Annotated in this window: 19 protein-coding genes; 15 read left to right on the top strand and 4 right to left on the bottom strand. The window is 64.3% G+C overall.

The genetic code is table 11. The annotated features are described in order from the left end of the window. The first annotated feature begins 59 nt into the window (after nt 1-59). The 4 genes from V6M63_RS07150 to dusA all read left to right on the top strand — a co-directional run bounded on the left by V6M63_RS07150 (nt 60) and on the right by dusA (nt 4,420). Nucleotides 60-1,238: an acetyl-CoA C-acetyltransferase gene (locus V6M63_RS07150; protein WP_332740891.1), complete on the top strand. Its 1,179-nt coding sequence runs from the start codon at nt 60-62 to the stop codon at nt 1,236-1,238. 51 nt (nt 1,239-1,289) lie between these two features. Beyond that, nucleotides 1,290-2,027: an acetoacetyl-CoA reductase gene (gene phbB, locus V6M63_RS07145; protein WP_332740889.1), complete on the top strand. Its 738-nt coding sequence runs from the start codon at nt 1,290-1,292 to the stop codon at nt 2,025-2,027. Nucleotides 2,028-2,133: 106 nt separating this feature from the next. Then, nucleotides 2,134-3,339, top strand: coding sequence for an HD-GYP domain-containing protein (locus tag V6M63_RS07140; protein ID WP_332740887.1), 1,206 nt, complete (start codon nt 2,134-2,136; stop codon nt 3,337-3,339). A 52-nt stretch (nt 3,340-3,391) separates the two neighbouring features. Continuing rightward, nucleotides 3,392-4,420, top strand: coding sequence for a tRNA dihydrouridine(20/20a) synthase DusA (dusA, locus tag V6M63_RS07135; protein ID WP_332740986.1), 1,029 nt, complete (start codon nt 3,392-3,394; stop codon nt 4,418-4,420). Between the two features lie 12 nt (nt 4,421-4,432). Here the strand turns inward: dusA and V6M63_RS07130 are convergent, their stop codons facing one another. After that, nucleotides 4,433-5,068, bottom strand: a complete 636-nt coding sequence (locus V6M63_RS07130; RefSeq protein WP_332740885.1) for a GntR family transcriptional regulator — start codon at nt 5,066-5,068, stop codon at nt 4,433-4,435. A gap of 96 nt (nt 5,069-5,164) precedes the next feature. On the opposite strand from V6M63_RS07130, the gene scpA reads away from it, so the two are divergent. The 8 genes from scpA to V6M63_RS07090 all read left to right on the top strand — a co-directional run bounded on the left by scpA (nt 5,165) and on the right by V6M63_RS07090 (nt 15,256). Further along, nucleotides 5,165-7,321 (top strand): methylmalonyl-CoA mutase, encoded by a 2,157-nt coding sequence (gene scpA / locus V6M63_RS07125; RefSeq protein ID WP_332740883.1) that lies wholly within the window; start codon nt 5,165-5,167, stop codon nt 7,319-7,321. Further along, the gene (gene meaB / locus V6M63_RS07120; protein ID WP_332740881.1) at nt 7,318-8,322 is read left to right on the top strand and encodes a methylmalonyl Co-A mutase-associated GTPase MeaB; all 1,005 of its coding nucleotides are present in this window, start codon (nt 7,318-7,320) and stop codon (nt 8,320-8,322) included. Before scpA ends, meaB begins: the two co-directional genes overlap by 4 nt. A gap of 29 nt (nt 8,323-8,351) precedes the next feature. Then, nucleotides 8,352-9,884 carry an acyl-CoA carboxylase subunit beta gene (locus tag V6M63_RS07115; RefSeq protein ID WP_332740879.1) on the top strand — a complete coding sequence of 511 codons (1,533 nt, stop codon included), beginning with the start codon at nt 8,352-8,354 and terminating at the stop codon, nt 9,882-9,884. Between the two features lie 20 nt (nt 9,885-9,904). Further along, the gene (locus tag V6M63_RS07110) at nt 9,905-11,953 is read left to right on the top strand and encodes an acetyl/propionyl/methylcrotonyl-CoA carboxylase subunit alpha (protein ID WP_332740878.1); all 2,049 of its coding nucleotides are present in this window, start codon (nt 9,905-9,907) and stop codon (nt 11,951-11,953) included. Between the two features lie 83 nt (nt 11,954-12,036). Continuing rightward, the gene (locus tag V6M63_RS07105; RefSeq protein ID WP_332740877.1) at nt 12,037-12,636 is read left to right on the top strand and encodes a class I SAM-dependent methyltransferase; all 600 of its coding nucleotides are present in this window, start codon (nt 12,037-12,039) and stop codon (nt 12,634-12,636) included. 3 nt (nt 12,637-12,639) lie between these two features. After that, nucleotides 12,640-13,140 (top strand): VOC family protein, encoded by a 501-nt coding sequence (locus tag V6M63_RS07100; RefSeq protein ID WP_332740875.1) that lies wholly within the window; start codon nt 12,640-12,642, stop codon nt 13,138-13,140. 221 nt (nt 13,141-13,361) lie between these two features. Next, nucleotides 13,362-13,664 (top strand): hypothetical protein, encoded by a 303-nt coding sequence (locus V6M63_RS07095; RefSeq protein WP_332740873.1) that lies wholly within the window; start codon nt 13,362-13,364, stop codon nt 13,662-13,664. A gap of 71 nt (nt 13,665-13,735) precedes the next feature. Continuing rightward, nucleotides 13,736-15,256, top strand: coding sequence for a methyl-accepting chemotaxis protein (locus V6M63_RS07090; RefSeq protein ID WP_332740871.1), 1,521 nt, complete (start codon nt 13,736-13,738; stop codon nt 15,254-15,256). Nucleotides 15,257-15,279: 23 nt separating this feature from the next. Here V6M63_RS07090 and rsxB read toward each other — a convergent pair whose 3' ends face one another. Both rsxB and V6M63_RS07080 read right to left on the bottom strand, forming a co-directional pair. Then, the gene (gene rsxB / locus V6M63_RS07085; RefSeq protein ID WP_332740869.1) at nt 15,280-15,936 is read right to left on the bottom strand and encodes an electron transport complex subunit RsxB; all 657 of its coding nucleotides are present in this window, start codon (nt 15,934-15,936) and stop codon (nt 15,280-15,282) included. 55 nt (nt 15,937-15,991) lie between these two features. Then, nucleotides 15,992-17,437: a polyhydroxyalkanoate depolymerase gene (locus V6M63_RS07080; RefSeq protein ID WP_332740868.1), complete on the bottom strand. Its 1,446-nt coding sequence runs from the start codon at nt 17,435-17,437 to the stop codon at nt 15,992-15,994. A gap of 161 nt (nt 17,438-17,598) precedes the next feature. Here V6M63_RS07080 and ygiD point away from each other — a divergent pair, with 161 nt between their 5' ends. Then, entirely contained in the window at nt 17,599-18,459 is an 861-nt protein-coding gene (gene ygiD, locus V6M63_RS07075) for a 4,5-DOPA dioxygenase extradiol (RefSeq protein ID WP_332740866.1), read from the top strand. 61 nt (nt 18,460-18,520) lie between these two features. Here the strand turns inward: ygiD and V6M63_RS07070 are convergent, their stop codons facing one another. Next, entirely contained in the window at nt 18,521-19,717 is a 1,197-nt protein-coding gene (locus V6M63_RS07070; protein ID WP_332740864.1) for an amino acid aminotransferase, read from the bottom strand. Between the two features lie 273 nt (nt 19,718-19,990). Here V6M63_RS07070 and V6M63_RS07065 point away from each other — a divergent pair, with 273 nt between their 5' ends. Next, nucleotides 19,991-20,626, top strand: a complete 636-nt coding sequence (locus V6M63_RS07065; RefSeq protein WP_332740862.1) for an XrtA/PEP-CTERM system exopolysaccharide export protein — start codon at nt 19,991-19,993, stop codon at nt 20,624-20,626. Nucleotides 20,627-20,708: 82 nt separating this feature from the next. Then, complete coding sequence (locus tag V6M63_RS07060) at nt 20,709-22,271, top strand: XrtA system polysaccharide chain length determinant (protein WP_332740860.1); 1,563 nt, start codon at nt 20,709-20,711, stop codon at nt 22,269-22,271. The last annotated feature ends 1 nt before the right edge of the window (nt 22,272 follow it).

Below are 22,272 nucleotides of genomic sequence, written 5' to 3'. Positions count from 1 at the left end.
TTCGACAGGTTCAGAGCGAACGGAAATGGTTTTTTTTCAGCACAACAAGGAGCAGACCCATGGAAGACATCGTCATCGTTTCAGCCGCCCGCACCGCCGTCGGCAAGTTTGGCGGCTCGCTCGCCAAGACCCCCGCCACCGAGCTCGGCAGCATCGTCATCAAGGCGATGCTGGAGCGCACCGGCCTGCCCGCCGACGTGATCGGTGAAGTGATCATGGGCCAGGTGCTGGCCGCGGGTGTCGGGCAGAATCCGGCGCGCCAGGCCATGATGAAGGCCGGTGTGGCCAAGGAAACCCCGGCGCTCACCATCAACGCCGTGTGCGGCTCAGGCCTCAAGGCCGTGATGCTGGCCGCGCAGGCCGTGGCCTGGGGCGACAGCGAGATCGTGATTGCCGGTGGCCAGGAAAACATGAGCGCCTCGCCGCACGTGCTCAATGGCAGCCGCGACGGCCAGCGCATGGGCGACTGGAAGATGGTCGACACCATGATCGTCGACGGCCTGTGGGATGTGTACAACCAGTACCACATGGGCATCACCGCCGAGAACGTGGCCAAGGCCCACGCGATCACGCGCGACATGCAGGACGCGCTCGCCCTGGGCAGCCAGCAAAAGGCCAGCGCGGCACAAGACGCGGGCAAATTCAAGGATGAGATCGTGGGCGTGAGCATTCCGCAGCGCAAGGGCGATCCGGTTGTGTTCGACGCCGACGAATTCATCAACAAGAAGACCAACGCCGAAGCGCTGGCCGGTCTGCGCCCCGCCTTCGACAAGGCCGGCTCCGTGACGGCAGGCAACGCCTCGGGTCTGAACGACGGCGCGGCCGCCGTGATGGTGATGACCGCGAAGAAGGCTGCCGCACTGGGCTTGAAGCCACTGGCACGCATCGCCGCCTTCGGCACCAGTGGCCTGGACCCGGCCACCATGGGCATGGGCCCGGTGCCTGCCTCCCAGAAGGCGTTGGCCCGCGCGGGCTGGAAAGCGTCCGACGTGGACTTGTTCGAACTCAACGAAGCCTTTGCCGCGCAGGCCTGCGCGGTCAACAAGGCGCTGGACATCGACCCGGCGCGCGTGAACGTGAACGGCGGTGCGATCGCGATCGGTCACCCCATTGGTGCGTCCGGTTGCCGCATCCTGGTGACGCTGCTGCACGAGATGATTCGCCGCGACGCGAAAAAGGGCGTGGCCGCGCTGTGTATCGGTGGCGGCATGGGGGTTTCCCTCGCGGTCGAACGCTGATTTGCCGGTAGATTCAAAACCCAACAAACACAAACCAGAGGAGTACACACGATGAGTCAAAAAGTAGCCTACATCACCGGTGGCATGGGGGGCATCGGAACCGCCATCTGCCAGCGCATGCACAAGGAAGGCTTCAAGGTCATCGCCGGCTGCGGCCCCACGCGCGACTACACCAAATGGCTGGACGAGCAGAAGGCGCTGGGTTTCACGTTTCATGCCTCGGTTGGCAATGTGGGCGACTGGGCGTCCACTGTGGAAGCCTTCACCAAGACCAAGGCCGAGCACGGCACCATCGACGTGCTGGTGAACAACGCCGGCATCACGCGCGACCGCATGTTCCTCAAGATGTCGCGCGAAGACTGGGACGCCGTCATCGAGACCAACCTCAACTCCATGTTCAACGTGACCAAACAGGTCGTGGCCGACATGGTGGAAAAGGGCTGGGGCCGCATCATCAACATCTCGTCGGTCAACGGTGAAAAAGGCCAGGCCGGCCAGACCAACTACTCGGCCGCCAAGGCCGGCATGCACGGCTTCTCGATGGCGCTGGCACAGGAGCTGGCCAACAAGGGCGTGACGGTCAACACCGTGAGCCCGGGCTACATCGGCACCGACATGGTCAAGGCCATTCGCCCCGACGTGCTGGAGAAGATCGTGGCCACCGTGCCCGTGAAGCGCCTGGGTGAACCCGGCGAGATCGCCTCCATCATCGCCTGGCTGGCCAGCGAAGACGGTGGCTACGCCACCGGCGCCGACTTCTCGGTCAACGGCGGCCTGCACATGGGCTGAACAGGCCCCTTGCAGACGACCAACCCCGCTGCGGCGGGGTTTTTTGTGGGCGATTCCGGGGGTTTTCCGGTGATTGCCGGCTCCTGACTGCGTATACATTGCCTGCATGTACAAGCCGCTTCCCCTGGAATCCCTGGCGCTCAACCAGCCCGTGCCCGTGAACATCTGGGACCCCAAGGGCGTGCTGTTGCTGCGCAAGGGCGAGCCCATCACGTCCGAGCAACACCGCGGCCACCTCATGCTGCATTCGCCCATGGTGCTGGCCGCCGACTGGCAAGCCGTGAGCTACAACTACACCGCGACGCTGGACCGCATGGTGCGCAGCAACGAGTCGCTCAGCCGCATCGCCGGGCTCGACGCCATGGTGCCGGTGCAGAGCAAGCCCGAGACTCGCGAGGATCTCACCGCGACAGAAGCCTGGCCAGACATCCACGCCGCACTCACCACCTTGTTGCACCAGGGCGCCGAGGCGAATCAGTTCATGGAGCGTCTGGACCGATTGCACGCGCGGTCCGAAAAGCTCTGGCGCGAGCATCCGGACGGCAGCCTGCTGGTGCTGGTGCAATTGCTGTTCGATCCGCGCATGCACTACAGCGCCACGCATGCGCTGCTCACGGCCGGCCTTTGTGCCCTGGTGGGACCGTCGGCCGGCATGGCGGCAGCCGATCAGCAGACGCTGTCGCGCGCGGCCCTGACCATGAACATCGGCATGACCCGCGCCCACGACGACATGGCGCGCCAGGCGGGGGCGCTGACGGAGCAGCAGCGAACGACCGTGCGGGAGCATCCGAATCGCAGCGCAGCGGTGTTGCGCCAGCTCGGCGTGGCGGATGCGAGTTGGCTGCAACTGGTGGAAGATCACCATGAGCGCCCCGATGGCCAGGGCTACCCGGCAGGCAAGCGGGTCAGCGGTGCCCTCCAGCACCTGCTGCAGATGGCCGATGTGTACGTCGCCTCCATCAGCCCACGCAAGAGCCGCGGCGGGCTGCTCTCGCAGCAGGTGGCGCGCGAGCTGTACCTGGGGGCCGACCTCACGCCCGACCCCCTGGGGGCGCTGTTCATCAAGAACATTGGCTTCTACCCACCCGGCAGCTACGTCCACCTGGCCAGCGGTGAGGTGGCGGTGGTGGCGCGACGCGGCGCCAAAGCCAATGCACCGGCGGTGTTTGCCATCGTCGGCCGCCAGGGCCTGCCGCTGGGCGAACCCGCCTTGCGCGACACGACGGACCCCGCCTTCGAAGTCAAGGCCAGTCTGGCGCCCGGTGATGTGAAGGTGGTGGTGAGTGTGGCCAAACTGCTGGCCCGCCTGTGAACGCCCAGACGGCGCGGTACAGTCTCAGCCCGAGCCCGTGAGCCATTCCCCGATGATTGAAGACAGCCCCCACCACCCACAACCCAACCCTTGGCGCCTTTCGGTGGCGCCGATGATGGACTGGACCGACCGGCATTGCCGTTACCTGCACCGGCTGCTGACCAGGCAGACCCTGCTCTACACCGAGATGGTGACCACCGGCGCGTTGGCGCATGGCAGTGTGCAGCGCCACCTGCGCTTCAATGCCGAAGAGCACCCCGTGGCCCTGCAGCTCGGCGGCAGCGACGCGGCCGAACTGGCCATGGCCGCCCGGCTGGGCGAGGAGTGGGGCTATGACGAGATCAACCTCAACTGCGGCTGCCCGAGCGACCGCGTGCAGCGCGGTGCCTTCGGTGCCTGCCTGATGGCCGAGCCGCAGACCGTGGCCGATGGCGTGAAGGCCATGGTGGATGCGGTGTCGATCCCGGTCACGGTGAAACACCGCATCGGCATCGACCGCGTGGAGAGCTACGACTTCGTGCGCGATTTCGTGGGCACGGTGAGCGAGGCGGGTTGCAGCGTGTTCATGGTGCACGCGCGCAATGCCTGGCTGGATGGGCTCTCGCCGAAAGAAAACCGCGAAGTGCCGCCGCTGCGCTACGAGCTGGCTTACCGCCTCAAACGCGACTTTCCGAAGCTCACCATCGGCATCAACGGTGGCATCACCACCAACGCCCGGATTGCCGAGCACCTGCAGCACGTGGACGGCGTGATGGTGGGGCGCGAGGCGTACCACAACCCCTGGCAGCTCACCTCCTGGGACGAGACCTTTTTCGGCGCGGCACCCAGCACACTCACGCGTGAAGCGGTGGAAGAGCAGATGGTGACCTACATGGAGCGCGCGTTTGTGGAAGACGGCTGCCCCTGGTACGCGATCGCGCGACACATGCTGGGCCTGCGCCACGGCCTGCGCGGCGCGCGGCGCTGGCGCCAGATCTGGAGCGACCACCGCCTGAAGCCTTTGCCGCCGCGCGAGGTCTGGGCCATGGCCCAGGAGAGCATCGAAGCCGAATCCCTGACGGCGCCCGCCCAGGTGGCCTGACGGCCAGGGCGCTCAGGCCGCGGCTTCCAGGCCGCTCTGGAAATGCTCACGCATGCGTTGCACCGCCAACGTTGCATTGCGCTGCGCCAGCGCCTGGACGATGGCGCGGTGCTCGGCGAGCGACTCTTCGATGCGACCGGTCTTGAGCAGGGAGTTGTGGCGGTTGAGCTTCATCACCTTGCGCAGGTCGGCCACCATCTGTTCGCGCCAGCGGTTGCGGGCCAGTTCCAGCAGGCGCATGTGAAATTGCTCATTGAGCGCGAAGAAGCGGTCGCGCTCGCCCACGGCCGCTTCCAGCGCGTCGTGCAAGGTTTGCAGCTCGGCCAGTTCAGCGTCGGTGGCTTGCTGAGCCACCACACCGGCCGCGTCGGATTCGAGCAAGGCGAGCAGGTGGTAGACGTCGGCCAGGTCTTTTTCGGACACTTCGGTCACGTAGGCGCCGCGCCGCACCTTCATCGTCACCAATCCCTCAGCGGCCAACACCTTGAGCGCTTCGCGCAGGGGCGTGCGGCTGATGCCGTATTCCTCGGCCAGCTTGAGTTCGTCGATCCAGCTGCCGGGCTCCAGTTCGCGCTTGAAGATGCGCTGGCGCAGCAGCTCGGCTACTTCTTCGTAGAGGGCGCGGGGGGCAAGGGACAGGGCGGACATGGGCAGGATTGTAAGTCGCAAGGAATATTCTGCATCAATAATTATGAATGATATAAAATCCCGACCGATCCTGTGTCATTTCAATCATCGCCCGCCATGAGCTCCAACACGCCCGAATTCGCTCCCACCTCTCTTGAAGCCTGGGCCAAGGCCGCCCAGAAGTCGGCACCCGGTGGCGACCTCGGGGCGCTCGACTGGGTCACGCCCGATGGCATCCGCGTCAAGCCGCTCTACACAGCCGAAGACACAGCGGGCCTGCAGCACACCAACACCTTGCCCGGCTTCGAGCCGTTCATTCGCGGGCCGCAGGCCACCATGTACGCGGTGCGCCCGTGGACGATCCGCCAGTATGCCGGGTTCTCGACCGCCGAGGAAAGCAACGCCTTCTACCGCAAGGCTCTTGCTGCGGGTGGGCAGGGCGTGTCGGTCGCGTTCGATCTGGCCACCCACCGCGGCTACGACAGCGACCACCCGCGCGTGACCGGCGACGTGGGCAAAGCCGGCGTGGCCATCGACAGCGTGGAAGACATGAAGGTGCTGTTCGACCAGATCCCGCTGGACAAGGTGTCGGTCTCCATGACCATGAACGGCGCGGTGCTGCCGGTGCTCGCGGGCTATGTGGTGGCGGCCGAAGAGCAGGGCGTGGCGCAGGACCAGTTGAGCGGAACGATCCAGAACGACATCTTGAAGGAGTTCATGGTTCGCAACACCTACATCTACCCGCCCGAGCCGTCGATGAAGATCATCGGCGACATCATCGAGTACACGGCCCAGCACATGCCGAAGTTCAACTCGATCAGCATCAGCGGGTACCACATGCAGGAAGCCGGTGCCAACCAGGCGCTGGAACTGGCCTTCACGCTGGCCGACGGCCAGGAGTACGTGAAGACCGCGATCGCCAAGGGCATGGACGTGGACGGGTTTGCGGGTCGCCTGAGTTTTTTCTGGGCGATCGGCATGAACTTCTACCTGGAGATCGCCAAGATGCGCGCGGCCCGCCTGCTCTGGACGCGCATCATGAAAGGCTTCAACGCGAAGAACCCCAAGAGCCTGATGCTGCGCACGCACTGCCAGACCTCGGGCTGGAGCCTGACCGAGCAGGACCCGTACAACAACGTGGTGCGCACCACCGTCGAGGCCATGGCCGCGGTGTTCGGCGGCACGCAGAGCCTGCACACGAACAGCTTCGACGAAGCCATCGCGCTGCCCACCGAGTTCAGCGCACGCATCGCGCGCAACACGCAGCTCATCATCCAGGAAGAGACGCACATCACCAACGTGGTCGACCCCTGGGCCGGCAGCTACATGATGGAGAGCCTCACGCAGGACATGGCCGACAAGGCCTGGGCCATCATCGAGGAGGTGCAGGCCATGGGCGGCATGACCAAGGCGGTGGACAGCGGCTGGGCCAAGCTGAAGATCGAAGCGGCGGCCGCAGAAAAGCAGGCGCGCATCGACTCGGGCAAGGACGTGATCGTCGGCGTCAACAAGTACAAGCTCAAGACCGAGGACGCAATCGAGTCACGCGACATCGACAACGTGGCCGTGCGCGACGGGCAGATCGAGCGGCTCAAGAAGATCAAGGCCACGCGCGATGTTGCCCAGGTGCAGGCCGCGCTCGATGCGCTGACGGCTGCCGCCGAGAGTGGCGAAGGCAACCTGCTCGATCTGACGATCAAGGCCATGCGCCTGCGCGCCACCGTGGGTGAGGTGAGCGACGCGCTGGAGAAAGTTTTCGGGCGCCACCGCGCCGATACGCAAAAGGTGACCGGTGTGTACGCAGCTGCCTACGATTCCGCCGAGGGCTGGGACGCCCTCAAGACCGAGATCAACGCGTTCGCAGAAGAGCAGGGCCGCCGCCCGCGCGTGATGATCAGCAAGCTCGGCCAGGACGGCCACGACCGCGGTGCCAAGGTGGTGGCCACGGCCTTCGCCGACCTCGGCTTCGACGTCGACATGGGCCCGCTGTTCCAGACGCCCGAGGAGTGCGCGCGCCAGGCGATCGAGAACGACGTGCATGCGGTCGGTGTCTCGACGCTCGCTGCCGGCCACAAGACGCTGGTGCCTGCGATCATTGCCGAGCTGAAGAAGCAGGGCGCGGACGACATCATCGTGTTCGTGGGCGGCGTGATTCCGCGCCAGGACTACGAGATGCTGTATGAGGCCGGGGTGAAGGGCATCTATGGTCCGGGCACCCCCATTCCCGCCAGCGCGAAGGACGTGCTGGAGCAGATCAAGAAGGCGCTCGGGTGACCTCTCCGGTGCTGCTGGAGAGCATCCTGCACGGCGACGCCGCCGGGCAGCGCCGCGCCATCGCCAAGGCCATCACGCTGCTCGAGTCCACCCGCGCCGACCACCGCGCCGAGGGTGATGCATTGCTCACGGGCCTGTTGCCGCACACCGGCAAGGCGTTCCGCCTGGGCATCAGCGGCGTGCCGGGCGTGGGCAAGAGCACCTTCATCGAGGCCCTGGGTCTCTACCTGATCGACAAGGGCCACCGCGTGGCGGTGCTCACGGTGGATCCGTCCAGCACGGTATCGGGCGGCTCGATCCTGGGCGACAAGACGCGCATGGAGAAGCTCTCGGTGCACGATCAGGCCTACATCCGCCCGAGCCCGAGCAGTGGCACGCTGGGCGGCGTGGCCGAGAAAACGCGCGAGGCCATGCTGGTCTGCGAGGCCGCGGGCTATGACATCGTGATCGTCGAGACCGTGGGCGTGGGCCAGAGCGAGACGGCGGTGAGCGGCATGACGGACATGTTCGTGCTGATGCAACTGCCCAACGCGGGCGATGATTTGCAGGCGATCAAGAAGGGCGTGATGGAGCTGGCCGATCTGGTGGTCATCAACAAGGCCGATCTCGACCCCGACGCGGCCACGCGCGCGCGTGCGCAGATCACCTCGTCATTGCGCCTGCTGGGCTTGCAGGGACACCCCGAACATGCGCACCACAACGAGGCCGTCTGGCACCCGCAGGTGATTCAGCTCAGCGCACTGATGGGGCGTGGTGTTGATGCGTTCTGGGCCGAGGTGTCGCGCTTCCGCATGCTTCAGAGCGACAACGGCCAACTCGCCGCGCGGCGCCAGCAGCAGGCGAAAGCCTGGATGTGGGAGCGCATCGACGCCGGCCTCAAACAACGTTTTCGCGCGCACCCGCAGGTGCGTGCCGCACTGGACGACGTCTCCCAACGCGTATTGGCCGGCACCTTGCCGGCCAGCACCGCAGCGCGCCAGCTGCTCGATCTTTTTGACTGAATTCCAAGCTATCTCTGGAGAACAACACCATGCAGGACATCCTCGAACAACTCGAAGAAAAACGCGCTGCCGCCCGCTTGGGGGGTGGCGAAAAACGCATTGCCGCGCAACACGCCAAGGGAAAGCTGAGCGCGCGCGAGCGGCTGGACGTGTTGCTGGACGAGGGCACGTTCGAAGAGTGGGACATGTTCGTGGAGCACCGTTGCACCGACTTCGGCATGCAGGACAACAAGATCCCCGGCGACGGGGTGGTCACCGGCTACGGCATGATCAACGGCCGCCTGGTGTTCGTGTTCAGCCAGGACTTCACCGTGTTTGGCGGTGCGCTCTCCGAGGCGCACGCCGAGAAGATCTGCAAGGTGATGGACCAGGCCATGAAGGTCGGCGCACCGGTGATCGGCTTGAACGACTCGGGCGGCGCTCGCATCCAGGAAGGTGTGGCCTCGCTCGGCGGCTATGCCGACGTGTTCCAGCGCAACGTGATGGCCAGCGGCGTGGTGCCGCAGATCAGCATGATCATGGGCCCCTCAGCCGGTGGCGCGGTGTACTCGCCCGCCATGACCGACTTCATCTTCATGGTGAAAGATTCGAGCTACATGTTCGTCACCGGCCCCGAGGTGGTGAAGACCGTGACGCACGAGGAAGTGACGGCCGAGGAGCTGGGCGGCGCCATCACGCACACCACGCGCAGCGGCGTGGCCGACCTGGCCTTTGAGAACGATGTGGAAGCGCTGTTGATGCTGCGCCGGCTCTACAACTACCTGCCGCTGAGCAACCGCGAGAAAGCGCCGGTGCGGCCCAGCGGCGACCCGATCGACCGCATGGAGATGAGCCTGGACACACTGGTGCCCGAGAACCCCAACAAGCCCTACGACATGAAGGAGTTGATCGTCAAGACGGTGGACGATGGCGACTTCTTCGAACTGCAGCCCGAGTACGCGAAGAACATCCTGATCGGCTTCGCGCGCATGGACGGCCAGACGGTGGGCATCGTGGCCAACCAGCCGTTGGTGCTGGCGGGATGTCTGGACATCAAGAGCAGCATCAAGGCCGCGCGCTTCGTGCGCTTTTGCGATGCCTTCAACATCCCGGTGATCACCTTCGTGGACGTGCCCGGTTTCATGCCCGGCACTTCGCAGGAGTACGGCGGCATCATCAAGCACGGGGCCAAGCTGCTCTACGCGTACGCCGAGTGCACTGTGCCCAAGATCACCGTGATCACGCGCAAGGCCTATGGCGGCGCCTACGACGTGATGAGCTCCAAGCACCTGCGCGGCGACGTGAACTTCGCCTGGCCCAACGCGGAGATCGCGGTGATGGGCGCCAAGGGCGCGGTGGAGATCATCTTCCGTGAAGAGAAGAAGGAACCGGCCAAGCTCGCGCTGCGCGAGGCCGAGTACAAGGCCCGCTTTGCCAACCCCTTCGTGGCGGGTGCACGCGGTTTCATCGACGACGTGATCCTGCCGCACGAGACGCGCAAGCGCATCTGCCGCAGCCTCGTGATGCTCAAGGACAAGAAACTCGAGAACCCGTGGCGCAAGCACGGCAACATTCCGCTGTGATCACGAAGGAGAAGAACAAGATGTTTACCAAGATCCTGATTGCCAATCGGGGTGAAATCGCCTGCCGCGTGATCGCCACCGCCAAGAAGATGGGCATCGCCACCGTGGCGGTGTATTCCGAGGCCGACAAGGAAGCGCGTCACGTGCAGCTGGCCGACGAAGCCGTGCTGCTCGGCCCTGCGCCCTCGCGCGAGAGTTACCTGGTGGCCGACAAGATCATCGAAGCCGCGAAGCAGACCGGCGCCCAGGCGATCCACCCGGGCTACGGCTTCCTGTCGGAGAACGAAGCCTTCGCGCGCCGCGTGGAAGAAGAGGGCATGGCCTTCATCGGCCCGAAGCACTTCAGCATCGCGGCCATGGGCGACAAGATCGCGTCCAAGAAACTGGCCAACGCGGCGAAGGTCAACACCATCCCGGGCTGGAACGACGCCATTGAAAGCGCAGAGCGCGCGGTGGAAATTGCCAAGGACATCGGCTACCCCGTGATGATCAAGGCCAGTGCCGGCGGTGGTGGCAAGGGCTTGCGTGTGGCCTTCAACGACAAGGAAGCCTTTGAGGGTTTCACGAGCTGCCGCAACGAGGCGCGCAACAGCTTCGGCGACGACCGCATCTTCATTGAAAAATTCGTGCAGGAGCCGCGCCACATCGAGATCCAGGTGCTGGGCGATTCGCACGGCAACGTGATCTACCTGAACGAGCGCGAGTGCTCCATCCAGCGCCGCCACCAGAAGGTGATCGAAGAGGCACCGTCGCCCTTCATCAGCGATGCCACGCGCAAGGCCATGGGTGAGCAGGCCGTGGCGCTGGCCAAGGCCGTGAACTACCAGAGCGCGGGCACGGTGGAATTCGTTGTCGGCAAGGACCAGGACTTCTATTTCCTGGAGATGAACACGCGCCTGCAGGTGGAGCACCCGGTGACCGAGTGCATCACCGGCGTTGACCTGGTGGAACTGATGATCCGCGTGGCCGCCGGCGAGAAACTGCCGCTGACGCAAACCGATGTCAAGCGCGAGGGCTGGGCGATCGAATGCCGCATCAATGCGGAAGACCCGTTCCGCAACTTCCTGCCCAGCACCGGGCGCCTGGTGCGCTTTGCGCCACCCACGCAGAGCATGTGGCAGGGCAACACGGCCGATCTGCTGGGCGTGCGCGTGGACACCGGCGTGCAGGACGGTGGCGAGATTCCGATGTTCTACGACTCCATGATCGCCAAGCTGATCGTGCACGGCAAAGACCGGCAAGAGGCGATCACCAAGATGCGCGAGGCACTCAACGGATTCGTCATTCGAGGTATCAGCAGCAACATTCCGTTCCAGGCGGCGCTGCTGGCGCACCCCAGGTTTGTGGCCGGCGACTTCAACACCGGCTTCATTGCCGAGCACTACGGCCACGGCTTCCGTGCTGAAGACGTGCCGCACGACGATGCCGATTTTCTGGTGGCGCTGGCGGCCTTCGTGCGCCGCAAGTCGCGAGAACGCGCGGCGGGTCTGTCGGGCCAGTTGCCCGGCTATGGTGTCAAGGTCGGTCACGACTTCCGCGTGATCGTGCTGGGTACCAACGGTGAGCATCTCTACAAGCCGGTGCATGTGGACGAGGTGGTGGGCCAACTCGGCTCGGCCGTGGTCACGGTGGCCGACAAGCGCTATGCCATCAGCAGCCCTTCGCGGCTGAACGACATCTGCATCACCGGCGAATGCAACGGCCAGGCCTTCACTGCGCAGATCGAGCGCGGCACGCCGCGCAACCCGCTGGCACTGGTGGTGCAGCACAACGGCACCCGCATCGAGACCATGGTGGTCTCGCCGCGCATGGCCGAGCTGCACGCACTCATGCCGTTCAAGGCGCCGGCCGACATGAGCAAGTACGTGTTGTCGCCGATGCCGGGCCTGCTGGTGGACGTGGCGGTGCAGCCAGGCCAGAAGGTGCAGGCCGGTGAGCGGGTGGCTGTGATTGAAGCCATGAAGATGGAGAATGTGCTGTTCGCCGCGGCCGATGGCGTGGTGGGCAAGGTGCTCGCCTCCAAGGGCGAATCGCTGGTGGTGGACCAACCCATCGTTGAGTTCGAGTGAGTTCCGGCCGGGCCTGTGCCCCACAGACCACGGGGTTTGAATTGCGCTACCCTGTCGTTCACACCGACTCTGAAGGGCTTCGCATGCGGCACGGTCTGGCTTTTGCATTGGGTTATCTGCGCCACCCCAGGCGCGTCGGAGCCATCGCTCCCGCCTCCAAAGCCCTGGCGCAGGCCATCCTGAATGAGGTCATGCGATCGGACCCCAGGACCTTGATCGAGGTGGGCGCCGGCACCGGCGCCATCACCCGCGCCCTGCTGCCTGCGCTGGCCCGGATCGAGCGCTTCATGGTGATAGAGCGCGACCCCGGCTTCGCCCGGTTGCTGTGCAGAAGTTTCCCCGATCTGGAGGTGCTGAACCATTGCGCCACCCGGCTCGACGCGCTGGACATCGAGGCGCAATGCCCGGTGACGGTGGTGTCTTCATTGCCCTTGCTGTCGATGACGCGCGAAGAAGCGCATGGCTGCATCGACGCCATGGTCGCCCTGATCGAAAGCCGCCCAGGGTCGCGCCTGATCCAGTACACCTACGCCTCGCCCCATCTGCGCCCCTTCAACGACATCCCCATCGGATGGCGTTGGCGCCGGGCCGCTTCCATCTGGGCCAACCTGCCGCCGGCCACGGTCTGGACGCTGGAGCAGGCCAGCCACCCGTCTTCCCACACCCTCAACGGTTTTCACTGACGCATGAGCACATCGGCATCCCCCGTCCGCCCCTTCAAGGTCCTGGGCATCCAGCAGATCGCCATCGGTGGACCCGACAAGCAGCGCCTGCAGAAGCTCTGGGTCGACATGCTCGGCCTGGAGGTCACGGGCACCTTTCGCAGCGAGCGCGAGAACGTCGATGAAGACATCTGCGCCATCGGCAGCGGGCCCTTCAAGGTCGAAGTCGACCTGATGCAGCCGCTGGACCCGGAGAAGAAGCCCGCGGTGCACACCACGCCGCTCAACCACATTGGCCTGTGGATCGACGATCTGCCCACCGCAGTGGATTGGTTGACTGCCCAGGGCGTGCGGTTTGCGCCGGGCGGTATCCGCCCAGGGGCGGCGGGTTTCGACATCACCTTCCTGCATCCCAAGGCCAACGACGAGTTCCCGATCGCCGGGGAGGGCGTGTTGATCGAGCTGGTGCAGGCGCCGCCCGAGGTGGTCAGCGCGTTTGCCAGGCTCGCGGCTCAACCCGGCTGAGCCCGGCGCGCGCCATCACGCCGCGGTCATCCCGCCGGCGAGGCGGCGACCACCAGGGTCCAGGTTTCGCGCACCAGGCGCTCGCACACCACCGAAACGTTGAGCAAACGGGGTTTTCGGCCGCTGTTCCGGGTTATGCGGACAGTCGCGTCGTCCTACGCTTGAGGCATCCCGAAGCCACGTTCTCATCACCGGTGGCCCAACCGCCCAAGGAGCCCGCCATGAGCCAGGTCCCGACTCGACAACTGCGAGAAGCCGCATCCACAGCGCCGCTCACCGCGGTGATTCGCCACGCACGCGACGCGTCGCAGAGCTGGCCCCACGACCTGCTCGAGGCGTTTTGCCTGCGCATGTCCAGCCAGGGCATGTGCGTGAGCCGTGCCCTCATGCAGCACGACCGGCGCTATGGTCTGGAGCAACTCTCGCATGCCCACAACATGGCCGATGACGCGCTTCGCGTGATGGCGGTGCAACTGTTCCGGCATTTTGAAGCGCGTCAATCGGGCATTTCTGCTCACCATTGAATGCGAGCGGCGTCTCAAGCCAGCCCTTTTCAGGCCGATACATAGACAACCCCTCGAGGAGAGACACGCGCATGTCCGGCATTCACCCCTTGTCCCCCGGCGTCTGGCTGATGCGACGCCTGCGCCTGCGCAGCAAGTTGCTGCTGCTGGCCACCGCTTCTCTGCTGCCCCAGGTGGTCGCCTGGATGGTGTCCGGGCCGCCCCCGGCGGGCGCCTGGGTGCTGGGCATCGAGCTCGCTGGTGCTGGCATGCTGGTCTACCTCATGCTGAGCTTCTACGTCAGTTTCACGAGCGACTTCCGGCAGGTGCTCGCCAGCATGGAGCAGACGGCCTCGGGCAACCTGCGCACCGTGCTGAAGGTGCGCGGCGCTGACGAGCTGGCCGATCTCACCCGTCTGCTGGATCGCATGGTCGGCAATCTCTCGTCCATGGTGGCCGAGGTCCGCAGCAACTCGGCCCTGGTGGCCCACGCCGGCAAGAGCCTGGCCACCGGTAACCGCGATCTGGCCGATCGCACAGAACAACAAGCCGCCAACCTCGAACAGACCGCCGCCAGCGTGCACGAGCTCTCCAGCACGGTGCAGCAAAACGCCCAGACCGCCGGCGACTCCGACAGCCAGGCCGCCCAGGTGCGCGATGTGGCCGAATCGGGCGCGAAGTCGATGGGCCGCGCGGTCGAGTCGGTCGAGGGCATCCAGAAAAGCGCGCAGCAGATGAACGAGATCATCGGCGTGATCGACAGCCTGGCGTTCCAGACCAACATCCTGGCGCTCAATGCGGCGGTGGAGGCCGCCCGGGCAGGCGAGCAGGGCAGGGGCTTTGCGGTGGTGGCGGCCGAGGTGCGTTCGCTGGCCCAGCGCTCGGCCGCATCCGCCAAGGAAATCCGCCAACTCATCGAAGCCTCGCGCCAGCAGGTGGAGGCCAGCGTGGTGCAGATTCGCACCGCCGGCAGCAGCATCCAGCAGATCGCCAACGGCGTGCGCGGCGTGGCCGCCAACATGTCGCTGATCTCGGCCTCCAGCGCCGAGCAGAGCACCGGCCTGAGCGAGATCTCGTCGGCCGTCTCGCAGTTGGACGAGATCACCCAGCGCAACGCACAGATGGTCGAGCGCGCCGTGGCGCAGGCCGACCAGCTGGAGCAGCGTGCCGCCCACCTGTCCAAAGCCGTGTCCTCCTTCATGCTGCAGCAGGGCACCGCCGAAGAGGCCATGCTGCTCGTGGACCGGGCGCAGGTCATGCGCCAGCAGCGCGGGCGCGATGCCTTCGTGCGCGAGATCACCACACCCGCCAATGGATTTCACGACCGCGACATGTACGTGTTTGCCTTGGACCGCAACGGCGTCTACCGCTCGTTCGGTGGCAAACCCGAAAAGGTGGGCAGCCGCGTGCAGGACATTCCCGGCATCGACGGCCAGGCGCTGCTCAACGCCATCGTTTCACAGGCCGAAGCCGGCCCGGGCTGGGTCGAGTACGACATCGGCAACCCGGCCAACGGCAGCATCCAGGCCAAGATGTCGTATGTGGTGAAGGTGGACGACCTGTATGTGGGCTGCGGCGTCTACAAGACCGCCGCAGCGCGCCAGATGGCCTGATTCAGGCGCTGTTTCGGCCCGGTTCAGAGGTTTGTGCGCTTGGCCCTGGCCCGGGCAAGCGCGGCCTCGATCACCGCGCGTTTCTTGTCCAGCAGGGCCTCATCGGTGATCCGTGAATGCGCGGCCAGATCGCTCAGCTTTGCCTTCGCCTTGGCTTCGAGCCGATCCTCGTGCTCCAGCTTTTCGCGTGCCAGCCGGATCTGCCTTGCCTCGTAGCGCGCCTGGCCTTGGCGCGCCTGCTCGGCCGTCCAGGCCTGCCAACCGGTGCGCTCGCCGCTGACGATCTCCAGCGAAATGCAGTCCACCGGGCACACCGGCAAACAGAGCTCGCAGCCGGTGCAGACGGGCTCGATCACGGTGTGCATGCGCTTGTTGCTGCCCACGATGGCATCGGTCGGGCAGACCTTGATGCACAGCGTGCAGCCGATGCACCAGGCCTCGTCGATCACGGCCACCGTCACCGGGCCTTCGATGCCGTTGTGGGGGTTCAGTGGCTTGGCGGCCCGCCCGGTGATGGCGGCCAGGCGCTCGATGCCTTCGGCTCCGCCGGGGGGGCATTGGTTGATGTCGGCGTCGCCGTCGGCAATGGCCAGCGCATAGCTCGCGCAGTCGGGGTAGCCGCAGCGCGTGCACTGGGTTTGCGGCAGGGCGGCGTCTATGCGCCTTGCGAGCTCGTTCATGACGGCCAATATACCGGCGCCTGTGATGGCCGCCGGGCTTCAGGGGCGAACCCGCTCAAGCCGTGGTCTTGCGCGCCTTGCGGGCGGCAGGCGCCTTGGCTGCGGGTTTGGTCACCACCTTCGGCGCCTTCGCCCGGGCTTTGGCCGCAGCCTTGACGGCCGGCTTGGCCGGTGCCTTGGTCGCGGCTTTTGCAGGCTTGGGCGCAGCCTTTGGGGCCGCTGGTGCAGCCACCACCGTGGGTTGGTGAACCTTGAGGAACGCCTTCACCACCGGATGCACGAACTCGCGCCAGCGGCGGCCGCTGAAGATGCCGTAGTGGCCCGCGCCCGCGGCTTCGTAATGCATCTGGTGCGTCTTGGGAATGCCGGTGCACAGGTCGTGCGCGGCGGCCGTCTGCCCAGAGCCCGAGATGTCGTCCAGTTCACCTTCGATGGTGAGCAAGGCGGTGTGCTGAATGTCCTGCGGACGCACGCGCTCAAGCTTGCCTTGCGGGTTTTTCACGTCCCAGGTGCCGTTGACGAGTTTGAAGTCCTGGAACACCGTGTCGATGGTTTCCAGATAGTAGTCGGCGTCCATGTCGAGCACGGCGTTGTACTCGTCATAAAACTTGCGGTGGCTCTCGGCGCTCTCGTTGTCGCCCTTGATCAGGTCCTTGAAGTAGTCGTAGTGGCTCGACGCATGGCGGTCCGGGTTCATGGCCACGAAGCCGGTGTGTTGCAGGAAACCGGGGTACACCCGGCGGCCGGCACCGGGGAAACTGTCGGGCACGCGGTAGATCACGTTGTTCTCGAACCAGCTGTGGGCGCGCTGGGTGGCCAGGTTGTTCACCGCGGTGGGCGATTTGCGGGCATCGATCGGGCCGCCCATCATCGTCATGGACAGCGGCGTGGTCTCGCCCCGGCTGGCCATGAGAGACACGGCGGCGAGCACTGGCACGGTGGGCTGGCACACGCTGATCACGTGGCAGTTTCCATAGCCTTTTTGCAGGTGGCGAATGAACTCCTGCACGTAGTTCACATAGTCGTCCAGGTGGAACGCACCGTCGGACAAGGGCACCAGGCGGGCGTTCTTCCAGTCGGTGATGTAGACCTTGTGGTCCTTGAGCATTGTGCGCACGGTGTCGCGCAGCAGCGTGGCGTAGTGGCCGGAGAGGGGGGCCACGATCAGCACCACGGGTTCGCCCTTGAGCTTGGCCAGCGTGCTGGTGTCGTCGGAAAAACGTTTGAAACGGCGCAATTCGCAGAACGGCTTGTCGATTTCGACGCGCTCGTGGATCGCCACGTCCACGCCGTCGACGTCCACCGTGTGGATGCCGAACACCGGCTTCTCGTAGTCCTTGCCCAACCGGTGCATCAGGTCGTAGCCCGCGGAGATGCGCTGGGCGATGGGCAACTGGGCCAGGGGCAGGCTCGGGTTGGTGAAAAGCTTCGCGGCCACCTCGGCCAAGTCCGAAAACGGCTCCATCATGGAGCGTTGTGTCTCGTAAATTTGATAGAGCATGGTTGTCCGATTTCGTTATGTTGCAGTGCAATATAGCAGCATGCGCCCAGGAGCGTCAGCGTGATAACACCTAATTTAATGGGCCATTTGTCACCTTCGTGAAAGAATCTGGATCACCGATTTCTGCCGCCTGCCAGACGGTATCCACCCGCCCACCCCGCATGTCCGAATCCACCGCATCAGAACCCCTTACAGCCACCTGGAGTGATTTGCCCACTACTGCGCGTTTGCCCGTTCTGTTTGTGGGCCACGGCAGTCCGATGAATGCCATCGAGAACAACCGGTGGCGCCAGAGCTGGCAGGCGCTCGGTACGGAACTGCTGGCGCGCCCGCAACCACCCCGTCTGATCCTGTGCATTTCGGCCCACTGGCTGACGGCCGGCTGGCAGCTCACCGCCATGGCGCAGCCGCGCACCATCCACGACTTCGGCGGTTTTCCCCAGGCCTTGTTCGACCAACAATACCCCGCGCCAGGTTCGCCGCAAGCTGCCCGGTTCATCAGCCAGTCGGTGATGCAACCGGGCTCCAACCGGCCGCTGGAGCTGGACGAGGGAGACTGGGGTCTGGACCACGGCGCCTGGTCCGTCCTCAAACCGATGTTCCCCGATGCCGACATCCCGGTGATCCAGCTCAGCATGGACTACAGCCGGCCTGCCGCCGAGCATTTCGCCATCGGCCGCCAGCTGGCGCAGCTGCGCGAGCGCGGCGTGCTGATCGTTGGCAGCGGGAACACGGTTCACAACCTGCGCGCCATGCGACGCGACGCACCCGACAACCAGGCTTACGACTGGGCCATCGAGTTCGATCGCGTCACCGCCGATCACATTCTTCAACGGCGACTGCCGGCGCTCTGCGATTTTCAGCAGTTGGGTGCCGTGGCGCAGATGGCGCATCCCAGTTGGGAGCATTACCTGCCACTGCTGTGCGCGGCGGGCGCGGTGCAGGAAGACGATGAGCCGCGTTTCTTCAATGAGGGCTTCCAGGGCGCCTCGATCTCCATGCGATCGGTGGTGTGGGGTTGACGGCTTTGACCCATGAAAAGGGCCGCTCGAGAGCGGCCCTTTGTTGTTGAGCGAAGGCGGCTCAGACCACCTTGGCAATCGACTGGCAGACGTAGTCGATGTTCTTGCTGTTGAGCGCGGCCACGCACATGCGGCCGGTGTCGGTTCCGTACACGCCGAATTCGGTGCGCAGACGCACCATCTGGTCCTTGTTGAGACCGGAGTAGCTGAACATGCCGATCTGGCTGGTGATGAAGCTCATGTCCTGCTTGACACCGGCGGCTTTGAGGCCATCGACCAGCTTCTGACGCATGGCCTTGATGCGCACACGCATCTCGCCGAGTTCTTTTTCCCAAAGGGTGCGCAGCTCAGGGTTGTTGAGCACGGCCGCCACCACCGCGCCGCCGTGGATGGGCGGGTTGGAATAGTTGGTGCGGATGGCGATCTTGAGCTGCGACAGCACGCGCGAGGCCTCTTCGGCGGTCTCGCACAGCACCGACAAGGCACCCACGCGCTCGCCGTACAGGCTGAAGCTCTTGGAGAACGAGGTCGAGACAAAAAACACCAGACCCGCAGCCACGAACTTGGCGATCACCGCACCGTCTTCGGCAATGCCGTGGCCAAAGCCTTGGTAGGCCATGTCCAGGAAAGGCGTGAGGTTGCGCGCTTTCACCACCGCGATCACCTGGTCCCACTGCTCGGGAGTGATGTCGTAGCCGGTGGGGTTGTGGCAGCAGGCGTGCAGCACAACGATGGTGCCTGGCGCTGCCGCGTTCAGACTGGCCAGCATGCCGTCGAAGTTGACGCCGCGTTTTTCGGCGTCGTAGTAAGCGTAGGAGCCCACCGTGAAACCGGCGTTGGTGAAAAGGGCGCGGTGATTCTCCCAGCTGGGGTCGCTGATCAGTACCATGGCATTCGGGTTCAGCCGTTTGAGGAAGTCGGCGCCGATCTTCAGGCCTCCGGTGCCGCCGATGGCCTGCACGGTCGCCACCCGGCCGGACTTCACCGGTTCCGAGTCGACACCGAACACCAGCCCTTTGACGGCAGCGTCATAGGCGGCAATGCCGTCAATGGGGAGGTAGCCGCGTGCGGTGGGCTTGTCCATCATGGTCTTTTCGGCGCTTTGAACGCACTGCAGCAATGGAAGCTTGCCGTTGTCGTCGAAATACACACCCACCCCCAGGTTCACCTTGTTGGGATTGGCGTCGGCGGCAAATTGTTCGTTCAGACCGAGAATTGGGTCGCGCGGCGCCATTTCGACGGCGGTGAAGAGAGACATACTGAGGTTCCTGTGGGTTGATGACAGAGTCGCCGCGCATTTTAAAGCGCCTGCTTGTTGTGCCCGCCCAAGGTGAAGACGTACCCTCTGTGATCTGATGCATCTGTGCATCAGCGTACTGAAGCAAAACTAAATCGACGGTCGTGCGCACGCTTTCTCTGTTTGGGTACTTCGTCACACTTTGCGGGTAGTCATCGTGTGGTGGTGTGCGGTATATTCAAAAAGACCGTTAACTTTTATTAACATTTCCCCGTGATTTTGAGGACGTGGACCATGCAAAAACATACTTCAGAACTCATGCGCATTTCCGCCCGCCGTGTCGCGGCTCTGGTTTTGGTGCTCGGCGCAACCGGCTGCGCCACCCAGAACGCCAATCCTCCCGCGCCGACCCTCGCCTCCAGCCCTGACTACAACTACATTGTCGGCCCCGGAGACAACCTCAACATCAACGTGTGGCGCAATCCTGAGCTTTCCTCAAGCGTCCCCGTTCGCCCCGATGGCAAGGTGTCCACCCCATTGGTGGATGAGTTGGTTGCCCAAGGCAAAACGCCCACGCAGATTGCCCGTGATGTAGAGACGGCGTTGGCGAAGTTTGTTCGTGACCCCGTCGTCACCGTCATCGTCACCAACTTCGTTGGCCCGTACAGCGAACAGATTCGTGTAGTGGGCGAGGCCGCCAAGCCGCAGTTCCTGCCATACAAGCAGAAGATGACCGTGATGGACGTGATGATCGCGGTGGGCGGTCTGACCGACTTTGCGGACGGCAACAAGGCCACCATCATCCGGGCAAGCGACAGCAACAAGCGCTACAGCGTTCGCCTGAGAGATCTGGTCAAGCGTGGCGACATCTCCGCCAACGTGGAAATGCTCCCAGGTGACATCCTGATCATTCCTCAGGGCTGGTTCTGATTTCGGCTTTTGCCGCATCCTGAATCCTGCCGCCTGAGGCGGATGGAACGTTCATTTTTCACTGTCACAGACAGTCGCGTGCATGCAAGAACTCATTCAGCAGATCACAACCATCCTCAGAGGGATGTGGAAATACCGGCGCCTGGGCGTCGCGGTCGCCTGGCTGGTGGCCGCCGGTGCCGCGACAACGGTGCTTCTCATGCCGGATCGATTCGAAGCTTCGGCCCGCGTGTACGTTGACACGCAATCGATACTGAGGCCTTTGATGTCCGGCCTGGCCGCTCAGCCCAACATCGAGCAACAGGTCAACATGCTCAGCCGCACGCTCATCAGTCGGCCCACCGTTGAAAAGCTGATCCGCATGGCCGATCTCGACCTCGGCACCAAATCCAAAGTGGAGCAGGACAAGCTGATCACGCAAGTGACCGATTCGCTATCCATCAGATCGACGGGTCGCGACAACCTGTACACGCTGGCATACCAGGGCGAGAGCCCCGAGAAGGCATTGCGCGTTGTCCAGTCGCTGATGACGGTGTTTGTGGAGTCAAGCCTTGGCAGCACCAAGTCCGACTCGGACTCGGCCCGGCGCTTCATCGAGGAACAGATCAAGAACTACGAAGCTCGCCTGACCGAGGCGGAGACCCGGCTCAAGGAGTTCCGGTTGCGCAACCTGGATATCCAGTCTCAGGGCGGGCTTGACACTGCTGGTCGGCTTGGCGAGGTCACCAACACGCTCAATCAGGCCAAACTGGACCTTCGGGAGGCGGAAAGTGCACGGGACGTCGCGCGCAGGCAATTGGATGCTGCGAGAGCCGCCCAACGGGCGTCCCCCGCACAAGGTGGTTCATCGTTCGCGACACCCGAACTGGACGCCCGGATCGACCCTCTCAAGCGAAACCTGGATGGCCTGCTGCAGCGATACACCGAGCAGCACCCTGATGTGATCAACACCCGGCGCCTGATCAAGGAGTTGGAGGAACAGAAACGCAAGGAAGTGGAGGCGATGCAAAAGGCCGCCGCCGCCAATCCTGGCCAGCCGGTGCTCGAGACCAATCCAGCGTTGTATGAACTGTCTCGCATCTCCTCGGCAGCCGAGGTTCAGGTCGCCTCATTGCGTGCCCGGGTCGCAGAGTACGAGTCGCGCGTCAACCGCGCGCGCGAGTCCATGAAAGTGGCGCCTCAGATTGAGGCGGAACAGGCTCAGCTCAACCGTGATTACGAGATCAACCGCAAGAACTACGAGGATCTGGTGGCTCGACGCGAGTCGATCACCATGGGCGGTGAACTCGAAAGCGCATCCAGCCTGGCGGACTTTCGGGTGATTGATCCTCCCCGCGCCAATCCCAAAGCGGTTGCGCCCAACCGTGTGCTGCTGCTTTCTGCGGGCCTGATGGCGGCATTGGCCGCGGGCCTGGGCGTAACCTTCCTGATGAGCCAGATCAGACCGGTGTTTTTTGATGCGAATTCGTTGCGGGCTGCCACGGAACTGCCTCTGCTCGGTGTGGTGACCTTGGTGAAAAACGATGTGGTGAAGCGGCGTGAGACGCGCAGCTTGTACCGTTTCCTGGCATCTGTGGGCGTCTTGGTCGTTGTTTTCCTGGTGGGAATGGCCTATCTGGCCTATCAGACAGGCTTTGGAAGGTAGT

The sequence above is a fragment of the Hydrogenophaga sp. genome (assembly GCF_036675665.1).
Taxonomy (GTDB): domain Bacteria; phylum Pseudomonadota; class Gammaproteobacteria; order Burkholderiales; family Burkholderiaceae_C; genus Hydrogenophaga.
Note: the sequence above shows the minus strand (reverse complement) of the source record. Positions and strands in the feature narration are given on the sequence as shown.

Excerpts from the sequence above, each read along its gene's own strand:
- V6M63_RS07150 (WP_332740891.1), top strand. The coding sequence starts at position 60 with ATGGAAGACATCGTCATCGTTTCAGCCGCCCGCACCGCCGTCGGCAAG.
- phbB (WP_332740889.1), top strand. The coding sequence starts at position 1,290 with ATGAGTCAAAAAGTAGCCTACATCACCGGTGGCATGGGGGGCATCGGA.
- V6M63_RS07140 (WP_332740887.1), top strand. The coding sequence starts at position 2,134 with ATGTACAAGCCGCTTCCCCTGGAATCCCTGGCGCTCAACCAGCCCGTG.
- dusA (WP_332740986.1), top strand. The coding sequence starts at position 3,392 with ATGATTGAAGACAGCCCCCACCACCCACAACCCAACCCTTGGCGCCTT.
- V6M63_RS07130 (WP_332740885.1), bottom strand. The coding sequence starts at position 5,068 with ATGTCCGCCCTGTCCCTTGCCCCCCGCGCCCTCTACGAAGAAGTAGCC.
- scpA (WP_332740883.1), top strand. The coding sequence starts at position 5,165 with ATGAGCTCCAACACGCCCGAATTCGCTCCCACCTCTCTTGAAGCCTGG.
- V6M63_RS07115 (WP_332740879.1), top strand. The coding sequence starts at position 8,352 with ATGCAGGACATCCTCGAACAACTCGAAGAAAAACGCGCTGCCGCCCGC.
- V6M63_RS07110 (WP_332740878.1), top strand. The coding sequence starts at position 9,905 with ATGTTTACCAAGATCCTGATTGCCAATCGGGGTGAAATCGCCTGCCGC.
- V6M63_RS07105 (WP_332740877.1), top strand. The coding sequence starts at position 12,037 with ATGCGGCACGGTCTGGCTTTTGCATTGGGTTATCTGCGCCACCCCAGG.
- V6M63_RS07100 (WP_332740875.1), top strand. The coding sequence starts at position 12,640 with ATGAGCACATCGGCATCCCCCGTCCGCCCCTTCAAGGTCCTGGGCATC.
- V6M63_RS07095 (WP_332740873.1), top strand. The coding sequence starts at position 13,362 with ATGAGCCAGGTCCCGACTCGACAACTGCGAGAAGCCGCATCCACAGCG.
- V6M63_RS07090 (WP_332740871.1), top strand. The coding sequence starts at position 13,736 with ATGTCCGGCATTCACCCCTTGTCCCCCGGCGTCTGGCTGATGCGACGC.
- rsxB (WP_332740869.1), bottom strand. The coding sequence starts at position 15,936 with ATGAACGAGCTCGCAAGGCGCATAGACGCCGCCCTGCCGCAAACCCAG.
- V6M63_RS07080 (WP_332740868.1), bottom strand. The coding sequence starts at position 17,437 with ATGCTCTATCAAATTTACGAGACACAACGCTCCATGATGGAGCCGTTT.
- ygiD (WP_332740866.1), top strand. The coding sequence starts at position 17,599 with ATGTCCGAATCCACCGCATCAGAACCCCTTACAGCCACCTGGAGTGAT.
- V6M63_RS07070 (WP_332740864.1), bottom strand. The coding sequence starts at position 19,717 with ATGTCTCTCTTCACCGCCGTCGAAATGGCGCCGCGCGACCCAATTCTC.
- V6M63_RS07065 (WP_332740862.1), top strand. The coding sequence starts at position 19,991 with ATGCAAAAACATACTTCAGAACTCATGCGCATTTCCGCCCGCCGTGTC.
- V6M63_RS07060 (WP_332740860.1), top strand. The coding sequence starts at position 20,709 with ATGCAAGAACTCATTCAGCAGATCACAACCATCCTCAGAGGGATGTGG.